General features: G+C 67.8%; 11 protein-coding genes. 2 read left to right on the forward strand and 9 right to left on the reverse strand.

Going from position 1 to position 14801, the window contains the following annotated elements:
- Positions 1 to 172: 172 nt before the first annotated feature.
- From NPA30_RS17610 to NPA30_RS17625, 4 genes are all read right to left on the reverse strand, one after another.
- A complete protein-coding gene (locus NPA30_RS17610) occupies positions 173 to 2458 on the reverse strand; it encodes a xanthine dehydrogenase family protein molybdopterin-binding subunit (protein WP_256804091.1) in 2286 nt (761 codons plus the stop codon).
- A 1-nt stretch (position 2459) separates the two neighbouring features.
- Positions 2460 to 3482, reverse strand: a complete 1023-nt coding sequence (locus NPA30_RS17615) for an FAD binding domain-containing protein (protein WP_256804154.1) — start codon at positions 3480 to 3482, stop codon at positions 2460 to 2462.
- A 2-nt stretch (positions 3483 to 3484) separates the two neighbouring features.
- Complete coding sequence (locus NPA30_RS17620; RefSeq protein ID WP_256804092.1) at positions 3485 to 4117, reverse strand: (2Fe-2S)-binding protein; 633 nt, start codon at positions 4115 to 4117, stop codon at positions 3485 to 3487.
- Between the two features lie 162 nt (positions 4118 to 4279).
- Positions 4280 to 5011: a DUF4396 domain-containing protein gene (locus NPA30_RS17625; protein ID WP_256804093.1), complete on the reverse strand. Its 732-nt coding sequence runs from the start codon at positions 5009 to 5011 to the stop codon at positions 4280 to 4282.
- A gap of 183 nt (positions 5012 to 5194) precedes the next feature.
- Here NPA30_RS17625 and NPA30_RS17630 point away from each other — a divergent pair, with 183 nt between their 5' ends.
- Positions 5195 to 7033 carry a bifunctional diguanylate cyclase/phosphodiesterase gene (locus tag NPA30_RS17630; RefSeq protein WP_256804094.1) on the forward strand — a complete coding sequence of 613 codons (1839 nt, stop codon included), beginning with the start codon at positions 5195 to 5197 and terminating at the stop codon, positions 7031 to 7033.
- A 51-nt stretch (positions 7034 to 7084) separates the two neighbouring features.
- Here NPA30_RS17630 and NPA30_RS17635 read toward each other — a convergent pair whose 3' ends face one another.
- The 5 genes from NPA30_RS17635 to NPA30_RS17655 form a co-directional block, all read right to left on the reverse strand.
- Positions 7085 to 8701, reverse strand: coding sequence for an ABC transporter ATP-binding protein (locus tag NPA30_RS17635; protein ID WP_256804095.1), 1617 nt, complete (start codon positions 8699 to 8701; stop codon positions 7085 to 7087).
- The gene (locus NPA30_RS17640) at positions 8691 to 9599 is read right to left on the reverse strand and encodes an ABC transporter permease (RefSeq protein WP_372338853.1); all 909 of its coding nucleotides are present in this window, start codon (positions 9597 to 9599) and stop codon (positions 8691 to 8693) included. Before NPA30_RS17640 ends, NPA30_RS17635 begins: the two co-directional genes overlap by 11 nt.
- Positions 9596 to 10552: an ABC transporter permease gene (locus NPA30_RS17645; protein WP_256804156.1), complete on the reverse strand. Its 957-nt coding sequence runs from the start codon at positions 10550 to 10552 to the stop codon at positions 9596 to 9598. The genes NPA30_RS17640 and NPA30_RS17645 overlap by 4 nt, the downstream gene beginning before the upstream one ends.
- Positions 10553 to 10572: 20 nt before the next feature.
- Positions 10573 to 12150 carry an ABC transporter substrate-binding protein gene (locus NPA30_RS17650; protein ID WP_256804096.1) on the reverse strand — a complete coding sequence of 526 codons (1578 nt, stop codon included), beginning with the start codon at positions 12148 to 12150 and terminating at the stop codon, positions 10573 to 10575.
- 315 nt (positions 12151 to 12465) lie between these two features.
- Positions 12466 to 13032, reverse strand: coding sequence for a DUF4142 domain-containing protein (locus NPA30_RS17655; RefSeq protein ID WP_256804097.1), 567 nt, complete (start codon positions 13030 to 13032; stop codon positions 12466 to 12468).
- A gap of 344 nt (positions 13033 to 13376) precedes the next feature.
- Between NPA30_RS17655 and NPA30_RS17660 the strand changes: the two genes are divergently transcribed.
- The gene (locus NPA30_RS17660) at positions 13377 to 14738 is read left to right on the forward strand and encodes a substrate-binding protein (protein WP_256804098.1); all 1362 of its coding nucleotides are present in this window, start codon (positions 13377 to 13379) and stop codon (positions 14736 to 14738) included.
- Positions 14739 to 14801 lie beyond the last annotated feature (63 nt).

Below are 14801 nucleotides of genomic sequence, written 5' to 3' on the forward strand. Positions count from 1 at the left end.
AGCCAGCATATGGAACAACCGGTGCCCCCGCCAACCCGCAGTTCGGCGTGATCCCCATCCCGCGTCGCGTCGCAAGGTCGCAGACATCGCCGCGCGGGCGCACCGAGTGCGGCATCGTACGACAGCGGCGGCGTAGGCCCGCCGCCGCTTCGAGTGCTTCGCGGTCTGCCGATCAGCTCATTGCGAGCAGCTTCTCCAGCCGGATCGGCAGCTCGCGCACGCGGATGCCGGTGGCGTGGTAGACGGCGTTCGCGATGGCGGCATTCGTGCCGACATTGCCGAGCTCGCCGAGACCCTTCACGCCCGCTGGATTCACGTCGGTGTCCACCTCCGGCAGCATGATCACCTCCACCGACTTGATGTCGGCGTTCACCGGCATCAGGTACTCGGCGAGGTCGCGATTGACGTAGCGGGCGTTGCGTTCGTCCACCTCGGTTTCCTCGTGCAGCGCCGAGCTGATGCCCCAGATCAGCCCGCCCATGAGCTGGCTGTGGGCCGTGCGGGTGTTCATGATCCGTCCGGCGGCGAAAGCACCGACGATCCGCGGCACGCGGATTTCATGGGTGCGGGCGTTGATGCGCACCTCGACGAACTCCGCCCCGAACGCGAACATCGCCTTCTCGCGCTTGTCCTCCTCGGCCATGGAGGTCTTGCCGTCATAGAGCTTCTTGACCGCGTCCTTGGGAACCGCATTCGGCGTGAATTCGGCGTATTCCTCGATGCTCGCCTTGCCGGCCGCGGCAAAGGCGTCCCCGAGTGGGAGCGAAGCGCCGTCGCCTGCCAGCACCACACCGTTTTCCAGCGTCAGCTCGTCGGGGTCCTTGCCCTGCAGAGGGTTGCCTTCGGCCTTGACGACGGCCTCGAAGAGCTTCGCCTTGATCTGGTTGCAGGCCATCAGAACCGTCGAACAGACGCTGGCCGTCGAGTTCGAGCCTCCCGACACCGGCGCCGGCGGGAGCATCGTGTCGCCCACCTCGATCTCGACCTTCTCGACCTCCGTGCCGAGCTCCTCGGCCGCCATCTGGGAGGCGACGGTGCGAACTCCAGTGCCGATCTCGTGTGTGGCCGTCTGCACCCGGACGCGGCCATCCGCGTGGAGCGTCACGCGTGCCGTGGAGGCGGCGACGTTGGTCGGGTAGATCGCCGTCGCGCAGCCCATGCCGATCAGCCAGTCGCCGTCGCGCATCGACTTCGGCGCGGGATTGCGGGACGACCAGCCGAAGGCTTTTGCCGCCGCGTCGTAGCAGGGCATGACGGCGCGGGACGAGAAGGGCTTGCCCTTGATCGGCTCCTTCATCGTGTCGTTGACCCGCCGGAACTCCACGGGGTCCATGCCGAGCTTCTCGGCCATCTCGTCCATCGCCGTCTCGAGCGCGAAGACGTAGGGCAACTCCGGCGGCGAGCGCATGTAGCCGGGCGTCTGCCGATCGAGCTTGACGATGCTCACCTTGCTGGCAACGGCGCCGTAGCCGTACATCTTGGTGGTCGTCTCGATGCCGCCGACGACATAGTTATCGACGCGCGAGCACAGCTCCCACCCTTCGTGGCTGAAGGCCGTGATCTTGCCGTCCCGGTTCGCTCCCATCTTCACCTGCTGGCGCGTCGCGGCCCGATAGCTGGCCGTGGTGAAGCCCTGCTGGCGGGTGACGACGCAGCGGATCGGCCGGCCGAACTTCCTCGCCGCAAGTGCCACGATCGCCGTGCGTGGCGTCATCGGACCCTTCGAGCCGAAGCCGCCGCCGACATAGTGGCTGAGGACGCGCACCTTCGAGGCATCCATCTTCAGCTGCTTGGCGACGGCCGACCGGAAGCCGTAGACGTTCTGTGACGGCTCGTAGATGGTCAGCTCCTCGCCGCTCCAGACCGCCGTGGTCGAGAACAGCTCGATCGGGTTGTGGTGCTGCGTCGGCGTGCGGAATTCAGCCTCGAAGGTCACAGGCGCAGCCGCAAAGGCGGCGGCGAAGTCGCCGACGGCTGGATACTCCTTGATGCGCTCGGTGTTGCCTTTGGCCTCGATCACCTCGGCGCCGTCGGAGTCGAGCGAGGCGGTCGGTGTCTGCACATCGTATTCGGCGGTGACCTTAAAGGCCGCCTCCTGCGCCGCCTCCAGCGTGTTGGCGACGACGAGCGCCATGATCTGGCCGTCGTGCCAGATCTTCTTCTCGTGCAGAGGGCCAAGCGAGGTGTAACTGGCATTGCCGAATTCGGGCGGCGCGATCTCCGCGACGTCGCCGTAGCTGAGGATGCCGATCACGCCCGGCACGCCACGCGCCTGTTCGAGATCGACAGTGTTGACCTCGCCGCGGGCGATGTCGCTGGTGACGAGCAGGCCGTAGGCGAGATTGTTGACCGGTTCGTCGGCGGCATAGCGCGCTGCGCCGGTGACTTTCAGCCGCGCGTCGACGCGCGGAACGGGCTTGCCCTGATTGGTCTGGGGCTCAGGTGCTGCGGCGCTCATGTCAAACGTCCATGGCTTGGGTTTCGAGGAGGGCACGCACGAGGGTCTCCTTGCCGATGGGCACTTTGTAGCCGTTGTGCTCGCGCGTGCGGGCCTGCGCGAAGGCAGCGTCGGCGGCCCTGCGGGCGAGCGTCTCGTCAAGCGGCTGGCCAACCAGAAGCTGCTCGGCCTCATGCGCGCGCCACGGCACCGTGGCGACGCCGCCGAGCGCGATGCGCACGTCCTTCACCGTGGCACCGTCGAGGTCGAGGGCGATCGCCGCGGAGGCGAGGGCGAACTGGTAAGACTCGCGGTCGCGGGTTTTCACGTAGCGCGAACGCCGGGTGTGTGGGCCGGCCGGAACGACATAGCCGGTGATCAGCTCTCCCGGGGCGAGTCCCGTCTCCACGTTCGGCGTGCCGCCCGGCTGGCGGTGCAACTCGGAGAAGGCGATCGTCCGGCGGCGCTGCGGGCCCATGATCTCCACCCTGGCATCGAGCGCGATCAGCGCCTGGGCGAAATCGCCGGGATAGGTGGCGATGCAGGCGTCGCTGACGCCCAGCACGGCGTGGCGACGATTGAACCCGTCGAGCGCGGAGCAGCCGGAACCGGGCTGGCGCTTGTTGCACGGGAACGAGGCTTCTCGGAAATACTCACAGCGCGTGCGCTGCAGGACGTTGCCCCCGAGCGACGCCATGTTGCGGATCTGACGGGTCGCGGCGAGCTTCAAGGTGTCGTGGATCACCGGGTAGTCGCTGCGGATCACCGGATGGTCCTCGGCCTCGGCCATCCGGACGAGGGCGCCGATCCTCAGACCAGCAGAATCGGCCTCGATGTGGCCGTACGCGGAGGGCGAGAGCTCATTGATGTCGATCAGGACGTCCGGGCGCGTGACGTTGAGGCGCATGTAGTCGGACATGTTGGTCCCGCCGGCGACGAACTGCGCGGCAGCCTCCGTCGGCGGTCTCCTGACGCCGGGACCCGGATTGCCGGCTTCGACCGCGGCCTGCTCGCTCGACGCGCGCTGGTAGGCGAAAGGATGCATCGTCAGCCCTCCCTGATGGCGTCTCTCGCCTGCTTCACGGCGGCGACGATGTTGGGGTAGGCGGCGCACCGGCAGAGATTGCCGCTCATGAACTCGCGGATGTCGTCGTCATTCTCGGCGTGACCTTCCTTCACGCAGGCGACGGCTGACATGATCTGGCCGGGGGTGCAGTAGCCGCACTGGAAGGCGTCCTGGTCGACGAAGGCCTGCTGCATCGGGTGGAGGTCGCCGGCAGGCGCTGCGAGACCTTCGATGGTGGTGATCTCGTGACCCTCGGCCATCACGGCGAAGCTCATGCAGGAGAGGGCCCGCTTGCCGTCGATGTGGACCGTGCACGCGCCGCACTGGCCGTGGTCGCAGCCCTTTTTAGTCCCGGTCAGCCGCAGGTGATCGCGAAGCGCATCGAGAAGGCTCGTGCGCGCGTCGAGCCCGATTTCGTGGGTCTGGCCGTTGACGCTGAGGGTCACCGGCCGCGGGGTCCTTGGATTGACGCCGGCTGCAGGCGTCGCCTCAGAAGTCTGTGCCTCTGCGCCACGTGCGACGACCGCAGCCGTCGCACCGGTTGCCGCAGCGGTGAGGAAGCCGCGTCGATGCAGCGAAAGGCGGCTCTTTCCCGTCCCGGGGTGATCTGCCATGGGACTATCCTTGCGTCTGGAGGAGCAGGTTTGGAATGCCTCTAGATTACGGCAAGATCCCGGGAAGACGCGTCAATCAATCGTCATTGCAGCAGAGGGTTGCCCGGCTTCCGGCTCGAGCTAGGTGGTTAACGCCGAACTCGGAAGCAGTATCGCGGCTGCCTACATCGCTTCCTTGATGCCGCGCTTCACCAGCCACCAGTTCACCGGGTAGGCGGTCATGAAGCCGCACAGCATCGCGATCTGCATGGCGAACCAGAACTCGAAGCTCGCCACCTCCACCTCGGCTCCGAAGAGTCCGGCGAAGATCCAGAAGTGGGCGATGGCCATGAAGCCGTACATCCCGATCTGCCACGCGGTCAGCGACAGGGTGTCGGCCTTCACCGCCTGCCATAGGCCCTCGGCAGGGCTCAGACCCCGCATGGGCTTGATGGTGAAGTACTGGAAGGCGATGCCGAAGCCGAAGGCGAGGATGTAGTCGAGGATCCAGACGGCGAACATCTTCTCGGCAAACAGGCTGTGCCAGCCGAACCACACGGCGACCGTCGGGATAGCGAAGGCGATCCATTCGGCGCAGAGGTCGCCGAGGGCGCAGCCGCTGCCGCAATGGGTCGCCCCCTTGCCGACTTTCACGGCGAAAGGCGATGCCATGCTCGGCATCGGCTCGTTCCGCCGTTCGGCTTCCTGCATCGCGCGGTGCGAAGCCAGCTTGCCCCACCGACGATAGCCCCAGAGCGCCAGCGGCCCGGCATAGAGCGCGGATGCCGGCCACACGACGTTCATGATCCACATGTGCTGCGGGTCGCGCCACTCGTCGGCGGCGATCAGGACAGCGCAGAGGAGACCGGCGGCGACGGCGACGATCGAGACAAGATGGAGCCAGGTGGGGATCATGAGCAAAGATCGCGGGAAAAGGAGGTCGCTTGGCCAATCCGCGGCGGCGCCGTCCGTTCCCAAGTGCGCTCCCTTGGCTCGGCGACGTCCCGCCACTCGCCCGTCAAGGCTTTTCTAACGCCTATCATGTAATCAGTGAGTGAAAGGGCGGGGGATCGCGTGGAGACGGAGCCGAAGACCACCTTGCTGAGCCTTCAGAACGAGATTCTGGAGGCGATCGCCACCGGCGTGCCCTTTGCCCGAGCCGCCGACATCTTGTGCCGGCGCGTCGAGGAGATGGTCCCCGACGCCCTCTGCAGCATCCTCCTCGTCGAGAACGGACGCCTGCAGCCGCTGGCCGGGCCGAGCCTGCCCAAGCACATGACGGCGGCGATCCAGGGCAGCCCGATCGGACCGACGGCCGGCTCCTGTGGCACCGCTGCGTTCCGGCGCGCCGAGGTTGCCGTCGTCGACATCGAAGCGGATCCGCTCTGGGCGGACTACAAGCAGCTGGCGCTCCCCGTCGGCATTTTCGCCTGCTGGTCCACGCCGATCTTCGGCAAGGACGGCGGCGTCATCGCGACCTTCGCCTTCTATTACCGGGCCCGGCGAAGCCCCACTGCATTCGAGCGCAGCATCGTGCGCACCTGCGCGCAGCTGTGCGGCATCGGCATCGAGCATGAGCGGGTCCAGGCACGCCATCACCGCCTGGCCTTCTTCGACCAGCTGACCGATCTGCCGAACCGCCGGTCCTTCGACCGGACGATTGCCGAGCGGCTGTCTCTGGCCGATCCGTCTTTCGGACTGCTGCTGGTCGACATCGACCATCTCAAGGCGATCAACGACACGATGGGCCACGTCGTCGGCGACCGCTTCATCAACGAGGTGGCGAACCGGCTCGCCCAGGTCGAGCTCGCGCAGGCCGCGTTCAGGCTCAGCGGCGACGAGTTCGCCGTGTTCATCGATCCCTGTCCCGACCATCAGTGGCTGCAGGTGGCCGCGGCGGCCATCCTCAGCCGGATGAAGGCACCCTTCGAGTGCGATGGCTCGATGATCGTTCCGCAGGTGACGATCGGCGGCGTCGTGTCCGGCGAGGACGGCGACGATGCGGGAGTTCTGCGGCAGAACGCCGACTTCGCGCTGTATCACGCCAAGGCGACCCGCAGGGGCGGCTACGTGCCGTTCCGCCATGACCTGCGCACCGCGCTCACGCACCGCATCACCTCGATCCGCAGCGTTGATTCGGCGCTGCGCGAGGGCCGCACGGTCATGCACTACCAGCCCTTGGTGCGGCTCGACAGCGGCGAGATCATCGGCACCGAAGCGCTCGTCCGCCTGCGCGACGCCGAAGGCGCGATACTGGCGGCAGGCGAGTTTCAGGCGGCCTTCACCGATCCCAACATCGCCCACCGCCTGACCCGCCGGATGCTGACGCAGGTGGCGCAAGACGTGCGGCGCTGGCTGGATGCCGGCATTCCCATGCAGCGCGTCGGAATCAACGTCTCGCCGGTGGACTTCATGCGCGGCGATCTCGGGAGCTCGATCCGCAGCGCCTTCGGCGCCCTCGACGTTCCGCTCCGCCACATCGTGCTCGAGGTCACCGAGGCCGTTTTCATGGACGGGACGAGCGCGGACGTGCTGCGTGCCATCAAGGAGCTGCGCGAGCAGGGGATGCTGATCGCGCTCGACGATTTCGGCACCGGCTTCGCCTCGCTCACCCACCTCCTGACCTTTCCGGTCGACGTCCTGAAGATCGACCGCAGCTTCGTCGACAGGCTGCTCACCGATCGTCCGTCCGCCGCAATCGTGGAGAGCATGATCGACATCGGCCGCAAGCTCGACATGCGCATCGTCGCGGAGGGGATCGAGTGCGAGGCGCAGGCACAGCGGCTGCGCGATCTCGGTTGCCAGCTCGGGCAGGGGTACCACTACGCCCGCCCGGCCGACGCGACGACGACGACGCGGCTGCTTGCCGCGTTCGCCCAGCGCCAGCCGGTCGACCACCTGCCGCGCCAGTCCCATCCGGTGCCGCTGCGGGCCTGAACGCCGCCGCGCGCGCGCCTGCCCGATGCAGCCGCCTTGCATATCCGACGATCAGACGGGAGGGGCGGGGCCCCCGTTGCGCCCGGCGAGGACGCTGTCGAGCCAGGTGGGCGCCATCTGCGGCACTGCCGCGAGGAGCGCTTTCGTATAAGCCTCCTGCGGCCGCGACAGGACGTCGTCCCGGGTGCCGCGCTCCACGATGCGCCCGCGATGCATCACGACGACGGCGTCGGCGATCGCTCCGACGGTGGCGATGTCGTGTGTGATGAAGAGCAGTGACAGGCCAAGCTCGCGCTGCAGGCGCAGCAGGAGCTCGAGGACGCTTCCAGCGACCAGCGGGTCGAGCGCCGACGTGATCTCGTCGCATACGAGAAAGTCGGGTTCGGCGGCGAGGGCGCGGGCGATGCAGACCCGCTGCTTCTGCCCGCCCGAGAGTTGGCCGGGCAAGCGGTCGAGCAGGCCTTCGTCGAGCTCGATCCGCCGCATCAGCTCGACGGCACGCGCCCGCTGCGCCTTGCCCTTCAGACCGACATAGACCTGCAGCGGCCGCCCGATCGCTTCGGCGACGGTCTGGTGCGGGTTCAGGGCGCTGTCCGGGCTCTGGTAGATCATCTGCAGGCGGCGCAGCGTGTCGACGCTCCGTCGGCGCAGCGTCGGAGGAAGGGCGCGGCCGTCGAATTCGACCGTCCCGGCGTCGGGCGCGCGAAGGCCCGTGACGACGCGGGCGAGGGTGCTCTTGCCGGAGCCGGATTCCCCGACGACCGCCAGTGTCGTGCCGCGCGGCAACGACAGCGACACGTTGTCGAGCGCGCGTGTCGTCCCGTAGCTGACCGAGACCCCCGAAACGGCAAGAACCGCGCCGCCGCCTGCCGCAGCGGGCTTCTGCAGGCGGCGAGGGGCGATGAGCTGGCGCGTGTAGTCCTCGCGCGGCCGCGACAGCAGCGCGGCCGTCGGCCCTTCCTCGACCAGCCGCCCGTGCCGTAGCACCATGATCCGGTCGGCGAGCTGGGCGACCACCGCGAGATCGTGGGAGATGTAGATCGCGGCGTTTCCGGCCGCCTTGACCACGTCGCGGATGGCTATCAGGACCTCGAGCTGCGTCGTCACGTCGAGCGCGGTCGTCGGCTCGTCGAAGACGACGACGTCCGGGCGGCAGGCCATCGCCATCGCCAGCATCGCACGCTGCAGCTGGCCGCCGGACACCTGGTGCGGAGAGCGCTCGCCGAACCGCCCGGGGTCGGGCAGGCCAAGCCGGGCGTAGAGGGCAACGGCATCCTGGCGGGCGGATTGGGGATCGCGGCCGTGGATCACCGCGAGCTCCGCATGCTGGTCGATCAGACGGTGCGCCGGGTTGAAGGCGGCGGCGGCGCTCTGCGCCACATAGGCGAGCCGCGCACCGCGCAATCGGCGCCGCGCCGCCTCGGGGAGCGCCAGGATGTCCTCGCCGTCGAGCTCGACCCGCCCTGCGGCGATGCGGGTTCCCGGCCGGGCATAGCCGAGGGCCGCGAGGCCGGCGGTGGACTTGCCGGCGCCGGACTCGCCGATGAGGCCGAGGATCTCCCCGCGCGCGAGCGTCAGGTCGAGCCGATGCAGGATCGCCGCGCCGCCGGCCTCGATCTGCAGGCCCCGCATCCTCAGGAGCGGCGGTGTGGCGCTCTTAGCGGGCATGGCGGCTGCCGGCGACGTGCAGGATGTGATCGACCACGAAGTTGATCGCCACCGTCAGGATCGCGATCGCGGCCGCCGGCAGCAGGGGCGTGAGGTCGCCGTAGGTGATCAACGTGGCGTTGTCGCGCACCATCGAGCCCCAGTCGGCGGTCGGCGGCTGCAGGCCGAGGCCGAGGAAGCTGAGCGAGGAGATGAACAGGAAGACGAAGCAGAAGCGCAGGCCGAATTCGGCAAGCAGCGTCGGCGCGACGGCGGGCAGGATCTCCCGACGCAGGATCCACAGGAGCCCTTCGCCGCGCAGCCGCGCCACCTCGACGAAATCCATCGCCGCGACGTTCATCGCGACCGACCGCGCGATGCGGAAGACGCGGGTGCAGTCGAGCAGGGCGATGACGGCGATCAGGACGGGGATCGAGGTGCCGAAGATGGCGAGGAGCAGCAGCGCGAAGACGAGCTGCGGGATCGCCATCAGGACGTCGACGACGCGCGACATCGCCTGGTCGAGGAAGCCGCCGACCGCTGCGGCGAGCAGGCCTGCCGTGCCGCCGACGAGGAAGGCGATGGCGGTCGTCGCGGCGGCGATGCCGATGGTGTTGCGGGCGCCATAGATCAGCCGGGTGAGCATGTCGCGGCCGAGATTGTCGGTGCCGAGGAGATAGGGATAACCCCAGGGCTCGAATTGTGCGGCGACGATCTGCGACTCGCCGAAGGGCGCGATCAGCGGGGCGGTGAGGGCGACAAGGCCGTAAAGGACGATGAACGCCAGTCCCGCCTTGGCGCTCAGCGGCGCCTCGCGCACCAGGGCGAGGCCGCGCCCCCGAAGGGCGTCGCCGGCCGCCGCACCATCGCGGGGAGCGGCGACCAGCTTTTCGGTGCGAGTGTCGGCGCCGGGACTCACCGGGCGTGCCTCAGCCGCGGATTGGCGAGCATCGACAAGAGGTCGGCGGTGAGATTGAGCCCGACGAAGGTCGCGGCGAAGAGCAGGCTGCACGCTTGAACGACCGGGATGTCGCGCTTCTGCACGCTGTCGACCATCAGCTGCCCGAGACCGGGATAGACGAAGACGACCTCGACCACCACGACCCCTACGACGAGATAGGCGAGGTTGAGCACGATCACGTTGATGATCGGCGACCAGGCGTTCGGCAGCGCATGCCGGACGATCACCCGCGCCGGCGAGGCGCCCTTCAGCCGCGCCATCTCGATGAAGGGGCTGGCGAGGACGCCGAGGATGGAGGCGCGCGTCATCCGCATCATGTGCGCGATCACGACGAGGGTCAGCGTCAGCGCGGGCAGGGCGATCCGGTGGAGCTGCTCGGCGAGCCCCATCCCCTCGTTCAGCGTCGCGAGGCTCGGCAGGAGACCCGCCTGCATCGAAAGGATGACGATCAGGATGTAGGCGAGGAAGAACTCCGGAAAGGAGATCGAGACGAGGGTGAGCGCGTTGATCGTCCGGTCCAAGAGGCTGCCGCGGTAGAGCGCGGCCAGAAGCCCGAGCCCGACCGACAGCGGCACCGAGATCAGCGCGGCGACGCTGGCGAGGAAGATCGTGTTGCCGAAGCGGGCCGCCACGAGGTGCCCGATCGGCCGCCCGTTGGCGAGCGAGGTGCCGAAGTCGCCCTGCAGGATGCCGCCGAGCCACAGGCCGTAGCGTGCGACCAGCGGCTGGTCGAGGCCGAGGGAGTGGCGCAGCGCCGCCACCGTCGCCGGGGTCGCGGACTGGCCGAGGAGCTCGGTCGCGACGTCTCCCGGCAGCAGCGACACGCCGAGGAAGATGATCACCGAGACGACGAAGAGGGTGAGGAGGCCGAGCGCGAGGCGCCGGGCCACCAGTCCCGCGAGCGGGCCCATCGGGCGCGCCGGCCGCCGGATCAGCTCGCGAACCACCAGCGCTCGGCCGCGCGCAGGCCGTCGAGATCCCAGTTCGAGGCGAGCGTGTCGTGGCCGATCCTGGTCGAGATCGCGCCGTTGTAGTTGGCAAAGACCGGCAGGATGACGCCGCCGTCCTCGTTGAGGAGGGTCTGCATCTCGGCGTACATTTCCGTGCGCCTGGCCTCATCAAGCTCGGCCCGGGCGGCGACGAGCAGCGTGTTGAACCGCTCGTTGTCCCAGTGGGTGTCGTTCCAGGCTGCGTCCTTGGCGTAGCCGATGGTCAGTGCCCAGTCGGCGGTCGGCTTGCCGCCCCAGTAGGACATGCAGAAGGGCTTCTTCAGCCAGACAGAGTCCCAGTAGCCGTCGGCCGGCTCGCGCACGACGTTGACCTCGATGCCGGCCTTGGCCGCCTGCTCCTTGAAGAGGACAGCGGCGTCGACCGCGCCGGCGAAGGCCGCGTCTGAGGCCGACAGATCGACCTTCAGCGAGTCCAGGCCCGCCTGCCTGAGGTGGAACTTCGCCTTGTCCGGATCGTAGCCGCGCTGCGGCAGCTCGGCATTGAAGAACTTGTAGCCGGCGGTGACCGGCTGGTCGTTGCCGATCTCGCCGTAGCCGCGCAGCAGCGTGTCCAGCATCACCTGCCGATCGATGGCATATTTGAGCGCCATGCGGACATTCTTGTCGTCGAAGGGCGCCGCCTGCGTGTTCATCGGCAAGGTGTAGTGCTGGCCGCCGTTGACGCTGTAGATCTCGAGCGCCTTGTTGCGCTCGAGGAGGCTGACCGTCTTCAGGTCGATGCGGTTCATGGCGTGGATCTCGCCGGTGGCCATCGCATTGGTGCGCGCCACGACGTCGGCGATGACCAGGAACTCGACCGTGTCGAACCAGCCCCGGTCGCTCTTCCAGTAGCTGCCGTTCTTCTCCACCAGCGTGCGAACGCCGGGCTCGAAGCTCTTCAGTTTGTAGGCGCCGCAGCCGACGCCGCTCGTCGGGTCGACCTTGCCGTCGCTCGCCGGCAGGATCGCGAGGTGGTAGTCCGAGACGAGGTAGGGGAAGTCGGCATTGCCGGCGGCGAGGGTGAAGACGACGACGTCGCCATCGGCCTTGACCTCGGTCACCGGGTCGAGGAGCGACGTGGCGGCCGAGGTCGAGCCCTCGCCCCGATGATGCTCCATCGAGGCGACGACGTCGGCCGGTGTCAGGCTCTTGCCGTCGTGGAATTCGACGCCCTTGCGGATCTTGAAGGTCCAGGTCCTGGCGTCCGGGGAGGCCTCCCAGCTCTCGGCGAGCTCGCCCTGGAGCTCGCCCGTGTTGGTGACCTCGGTCAGGAAGTTGTGCAGCGCGTGGCCGACCGACTGCATGTAGTTGTCGGCATAGGTGCCGGGGTCGAGCGAGTCGGTGGTCGATCCCGAGGCGATCCCGAGCTTGAAGTCGCCGCCCTTCTTCGGGGCGGCCCGCGCCGGGCGCGGCATCCAGAGCGATCCGGCGGCAGCACTCGCCGCAAGGCCGGCGCCGCCTTTCAGGATCGAGCGACGGGACAGCTGCGAAAGAAGGGGTCCGGTCCTGCCTGCGGTCATCCTGGTCGCCCCCGTGGTGATAGCCGGCGCACGCCCGAAATCCTGTGCGGATGCGAGGCGGCGCTGATGCTTCGGTAGGACCGTTCGCTACGACGGGGACGATGACAGCCGTGTGTCAGGTCGCCGTCGAGCAGTGCGACAACAGCTGGGGGTCATCGAAGGGAGGATGTCATGGAACGCGAAAGAAGCCGCCGTTCCCCTTGATCGTACGAGAAGACGCTTCCGAAGGCTTCGCGACCGCCGCTGCGTCGGGCAGCGGCGGCAGGGACGGACGATGCGGGTCGAACGTCTGACGTTGGCGGGCGAGGCCGCCGGTCAGCCCATCTTCGACTGCAGACCCTCGAGCAGGGTGATGTGCTCGCGCACAGTGGCTCGCGCCAGCTTGGCGACATCCAGCGGCTCGCGGTTCTGGCCGACCTTGAGGTAGTCCTCCTGGATGGTCAGCAGCTTCTTGTGGCCGTCGAGCTGACCCATGACGTACTGCTTGTCGAAGTCGGCGCCGGACATGCCGCGCAGCTTGTCCAGCATGTCCTTTCCGGTTTGGTCGATCTTGGGCTCGACTTCTGCGTCGGTCGGCTTCTTCAGGGCGCCTTGCGCCTTCGAAGGATCCATCTGCATCGACATCAGGACGTCGGCGATCGTCTCCTGCTCGCTCGTCTCGAAGGTGGCGAACTGCTTGACCATGCCGTCGCTCGCCTTCTCGAGCGCGATGCGGCTCATGGCGAGCGACAGCGATCCGACCATCGCGGTGTCGTTCATCCACTTGGTGGCGGTGTCGTTCATCGCCATCGCGTCGCCCGAGCCCGACTGGGCAAGGGCAGGCGCGACGACGAGGGCGGTGGTGGCTGCCGCGAGGCTGGCGAGAATGTGACGACGCTGCATGAGTCTCTCCTGGGTCAGGCGCCCGCGCGACGCGGCACGCTCGCGGCGACAGCGCCACAGGCCGAGTCATGGTTCCCCGAATACCCAGCGGGAGTTTGCATGCTCCTGAAGATGTGATGGCCCGTTCAACGGGCAGGCGCTGCGGTGCAGTACAGACCGTGCAGAATCATGTTGCTGCGCAACATAGAGCGGCGATTTTCAGCATTATCCCAAAGTCGTACTGGATAATCGGGGGTTTGACGTGGAGGAATGACAGACGGAGGAGGCGACGAGTCACGGGTGTCAGAGCAAGAGCACCTGGTCGGTCGCTGAAAAACTGATCGCAACGGTCTGGGAGGAACAGCATGTCGATCAAACTCGAGTGGAGCCGCCGACGCTTCTTGACCACCAGCGCGGCGCTCGGCGCCGGGCTCGCCGCGCCCCACGTCTTCGTTCGCAACGCGTGGTCGCAGGACAAGGTCTTCTGCAACAACCCAACCGGCGGCACCGTCACGCTCGGCTTCAACGTGCCGCAATCGGGGCCGTACGCTGACGAGGGCGCCGACGAGTTGCGCGCCTTCCAGCTGGCCGTGAAGCACCTCAACGGCGAGGGCGACGGCGGCATGATCCCGACCTTCAAGCCGTCGAGCCTGAAGGGCAACGGCATCCTCGGCAAGAAGGTCGCCTTCGTCACCGGCGACACGCAGACCAAGTCCGACGCCGCGCGCGCCTCGGCCAAGCGCATGGTCGAGGCCGACAAGGCGATCATGATCTCGGGCGGTTCGTCGTCCGGTGTCGCCGTCGCGGTGCAGTCGCTGTGCCAGGACATGGGCGTGATCTTCATGACCGGCCTGACCCACTCGAACGACACGACCGGCAAGGACAAGCGGCGCTACGGCTTCCGCCACTTCTTCAACGCCTACATGTCGGGCGTCGCGCTCGGCCCGGTGCTCGCCGAGGAGTACGGCAAGGACCGCAAGGCCTATCACCTCACCGCCGACTACACCTGGGGCTGGACCCAGGAGGAGTCGATGAAGAACGCCACCGAGGCGCAGGGCTGGCAGACGGTGCAGACCGTGCGCACCCCGCTCGGCGCCGGCGACTTCTCCCAGTATCTGACGCCGGTCCTGAACTCGGGCGCCGACGTCCTGATCCTCAACCACTACGGCGGCGACATGGTGAACTCGCTGCGCCAGGCGGTCACCCAGTTCGACATGAAGTCCAAGCAGGTGAACGGCAAGAACTTCGAGATCGTGGTGCCGCTGTTCTCCGAGCTGATGGCCGAAGGCGCCGGTGCGGCGGCCAAGGGCATCCTCGGCACCGCCAACTGGGACTGGAAGCTCGACAACGCCGCGACCAAGGCCTTCGCCAAGTCGTTCGGCACCGAGTATGGCCGGCCGCCGTCGCAGGCCGCCCACACCTGCTACGCGCAGACGCTGCTCTACGCCAACGCGGTGGAGATGGCCGGCACCTTCTATCCGCCGGAGGTGATCAAGGCGCTGGAGGACTTCGAGTTCGACGGTCTCGGCAACGGGCCGACGCTCTATCGCGGCGCCGACCACCAGTGCTTCAAGGACGTGCTGGTCGTGCGCGGCAAGGAGGAGCCGGCCAACCAGTTCGACCTCATGGAAGTGGTCAAGATCGTCCCGCGCGACACCGTCACCTACGACGCGTCGATCTTCGGCGGCGAGCTCGGCCCCGCCGAGGTCAAGGGCTGCGCGGCCTGATCGCCACACACAGCCGCTCCGTCGGACGAGGCCGGCGGAGCGGCAGGTTTTTCCGCAGTTTCC

It is taken from the genome of Mangrovibrevibacter kandeliae (assembly GCF_024519155.1).
Classification (GTDB): domain Bacteria; phylum Pseudomonadota; class Alphaproteobacteria; order Rhizobiales; family Rhizobiaceae; genus Mangrovibrevibacter; species Mangrovibrevibacter kandeliae.

Excerpts from the sequence above, each read along its gene's own strand:
- NPA30_RS17610 (WP_256804091.1), bottom strand. The coding sequence starts at position 2,458 with ATGAGCGCCGCAGCACCTGAGCCCCAGACCAATCAGGGCAAGCCCGTT.
- NPA30_RS17615 (WP_256804154.1), bottom strand. The coding sequence starts at position 3,482 with ATGCATCCTTTCGCCTACCAGCGCGCGTCGAGCGAGCAGGCCGCGGTC.
- NPA30_RS17620 (WP_256804092.1), bottom strand. The coding sequence starts at position 4,117 with ATGGCAGATCACCCCGGGACGGGAAAGAGCCGCCTTTCGCTGCATCGA.
- NPA30_RS17625 (WP_256804093.1), bottom strand. The coding sequence starts at position 5,011 with ATGATCCCCACCTGGCTCCATCTTGTCTCGATCGTCGCCGTCGCCGCC.
- NPA30_RS17635 (WP_256804095.1), bottom strand. The coding sequence starts at position 8,701 with ATGCCCGCTAAGAGCGCCACACCGCCGCTCCTGAGGATGCGGGGCCTG.
- NPA30_RS17645 (WP_256804156.1), bottom strand. The coding sequence starts at position 10,552 with ATGGGCCCGCTCGCGGGACTGGTGGCCCGGCGCCTCGCGCTCGGCCTC.
- NPA30_RS17650 (WP_256804096.1), bottom strand. The coding sequence starts at position 12,150 with ATGACCGCAGGCAGGACCGGACCCCTTCTTTCGCAGCTGTCCCGTCGC.
- NPA30_RS17655 (WP_256804097.1), bottom strand. The coding sequence starts at position 13,032 with ATGCAGCGTCGTCACATTCTCGCCAGCCTCGCGGCAGCCACCACCGCC.
- NPA30_RS17660 (WP_256804098.1), top strand. The coding sequence starts at position 13,377 with ATGTCGATCAAACTCGAGTGGAGCCGCCGACGCTTCTTGACCACCAGC.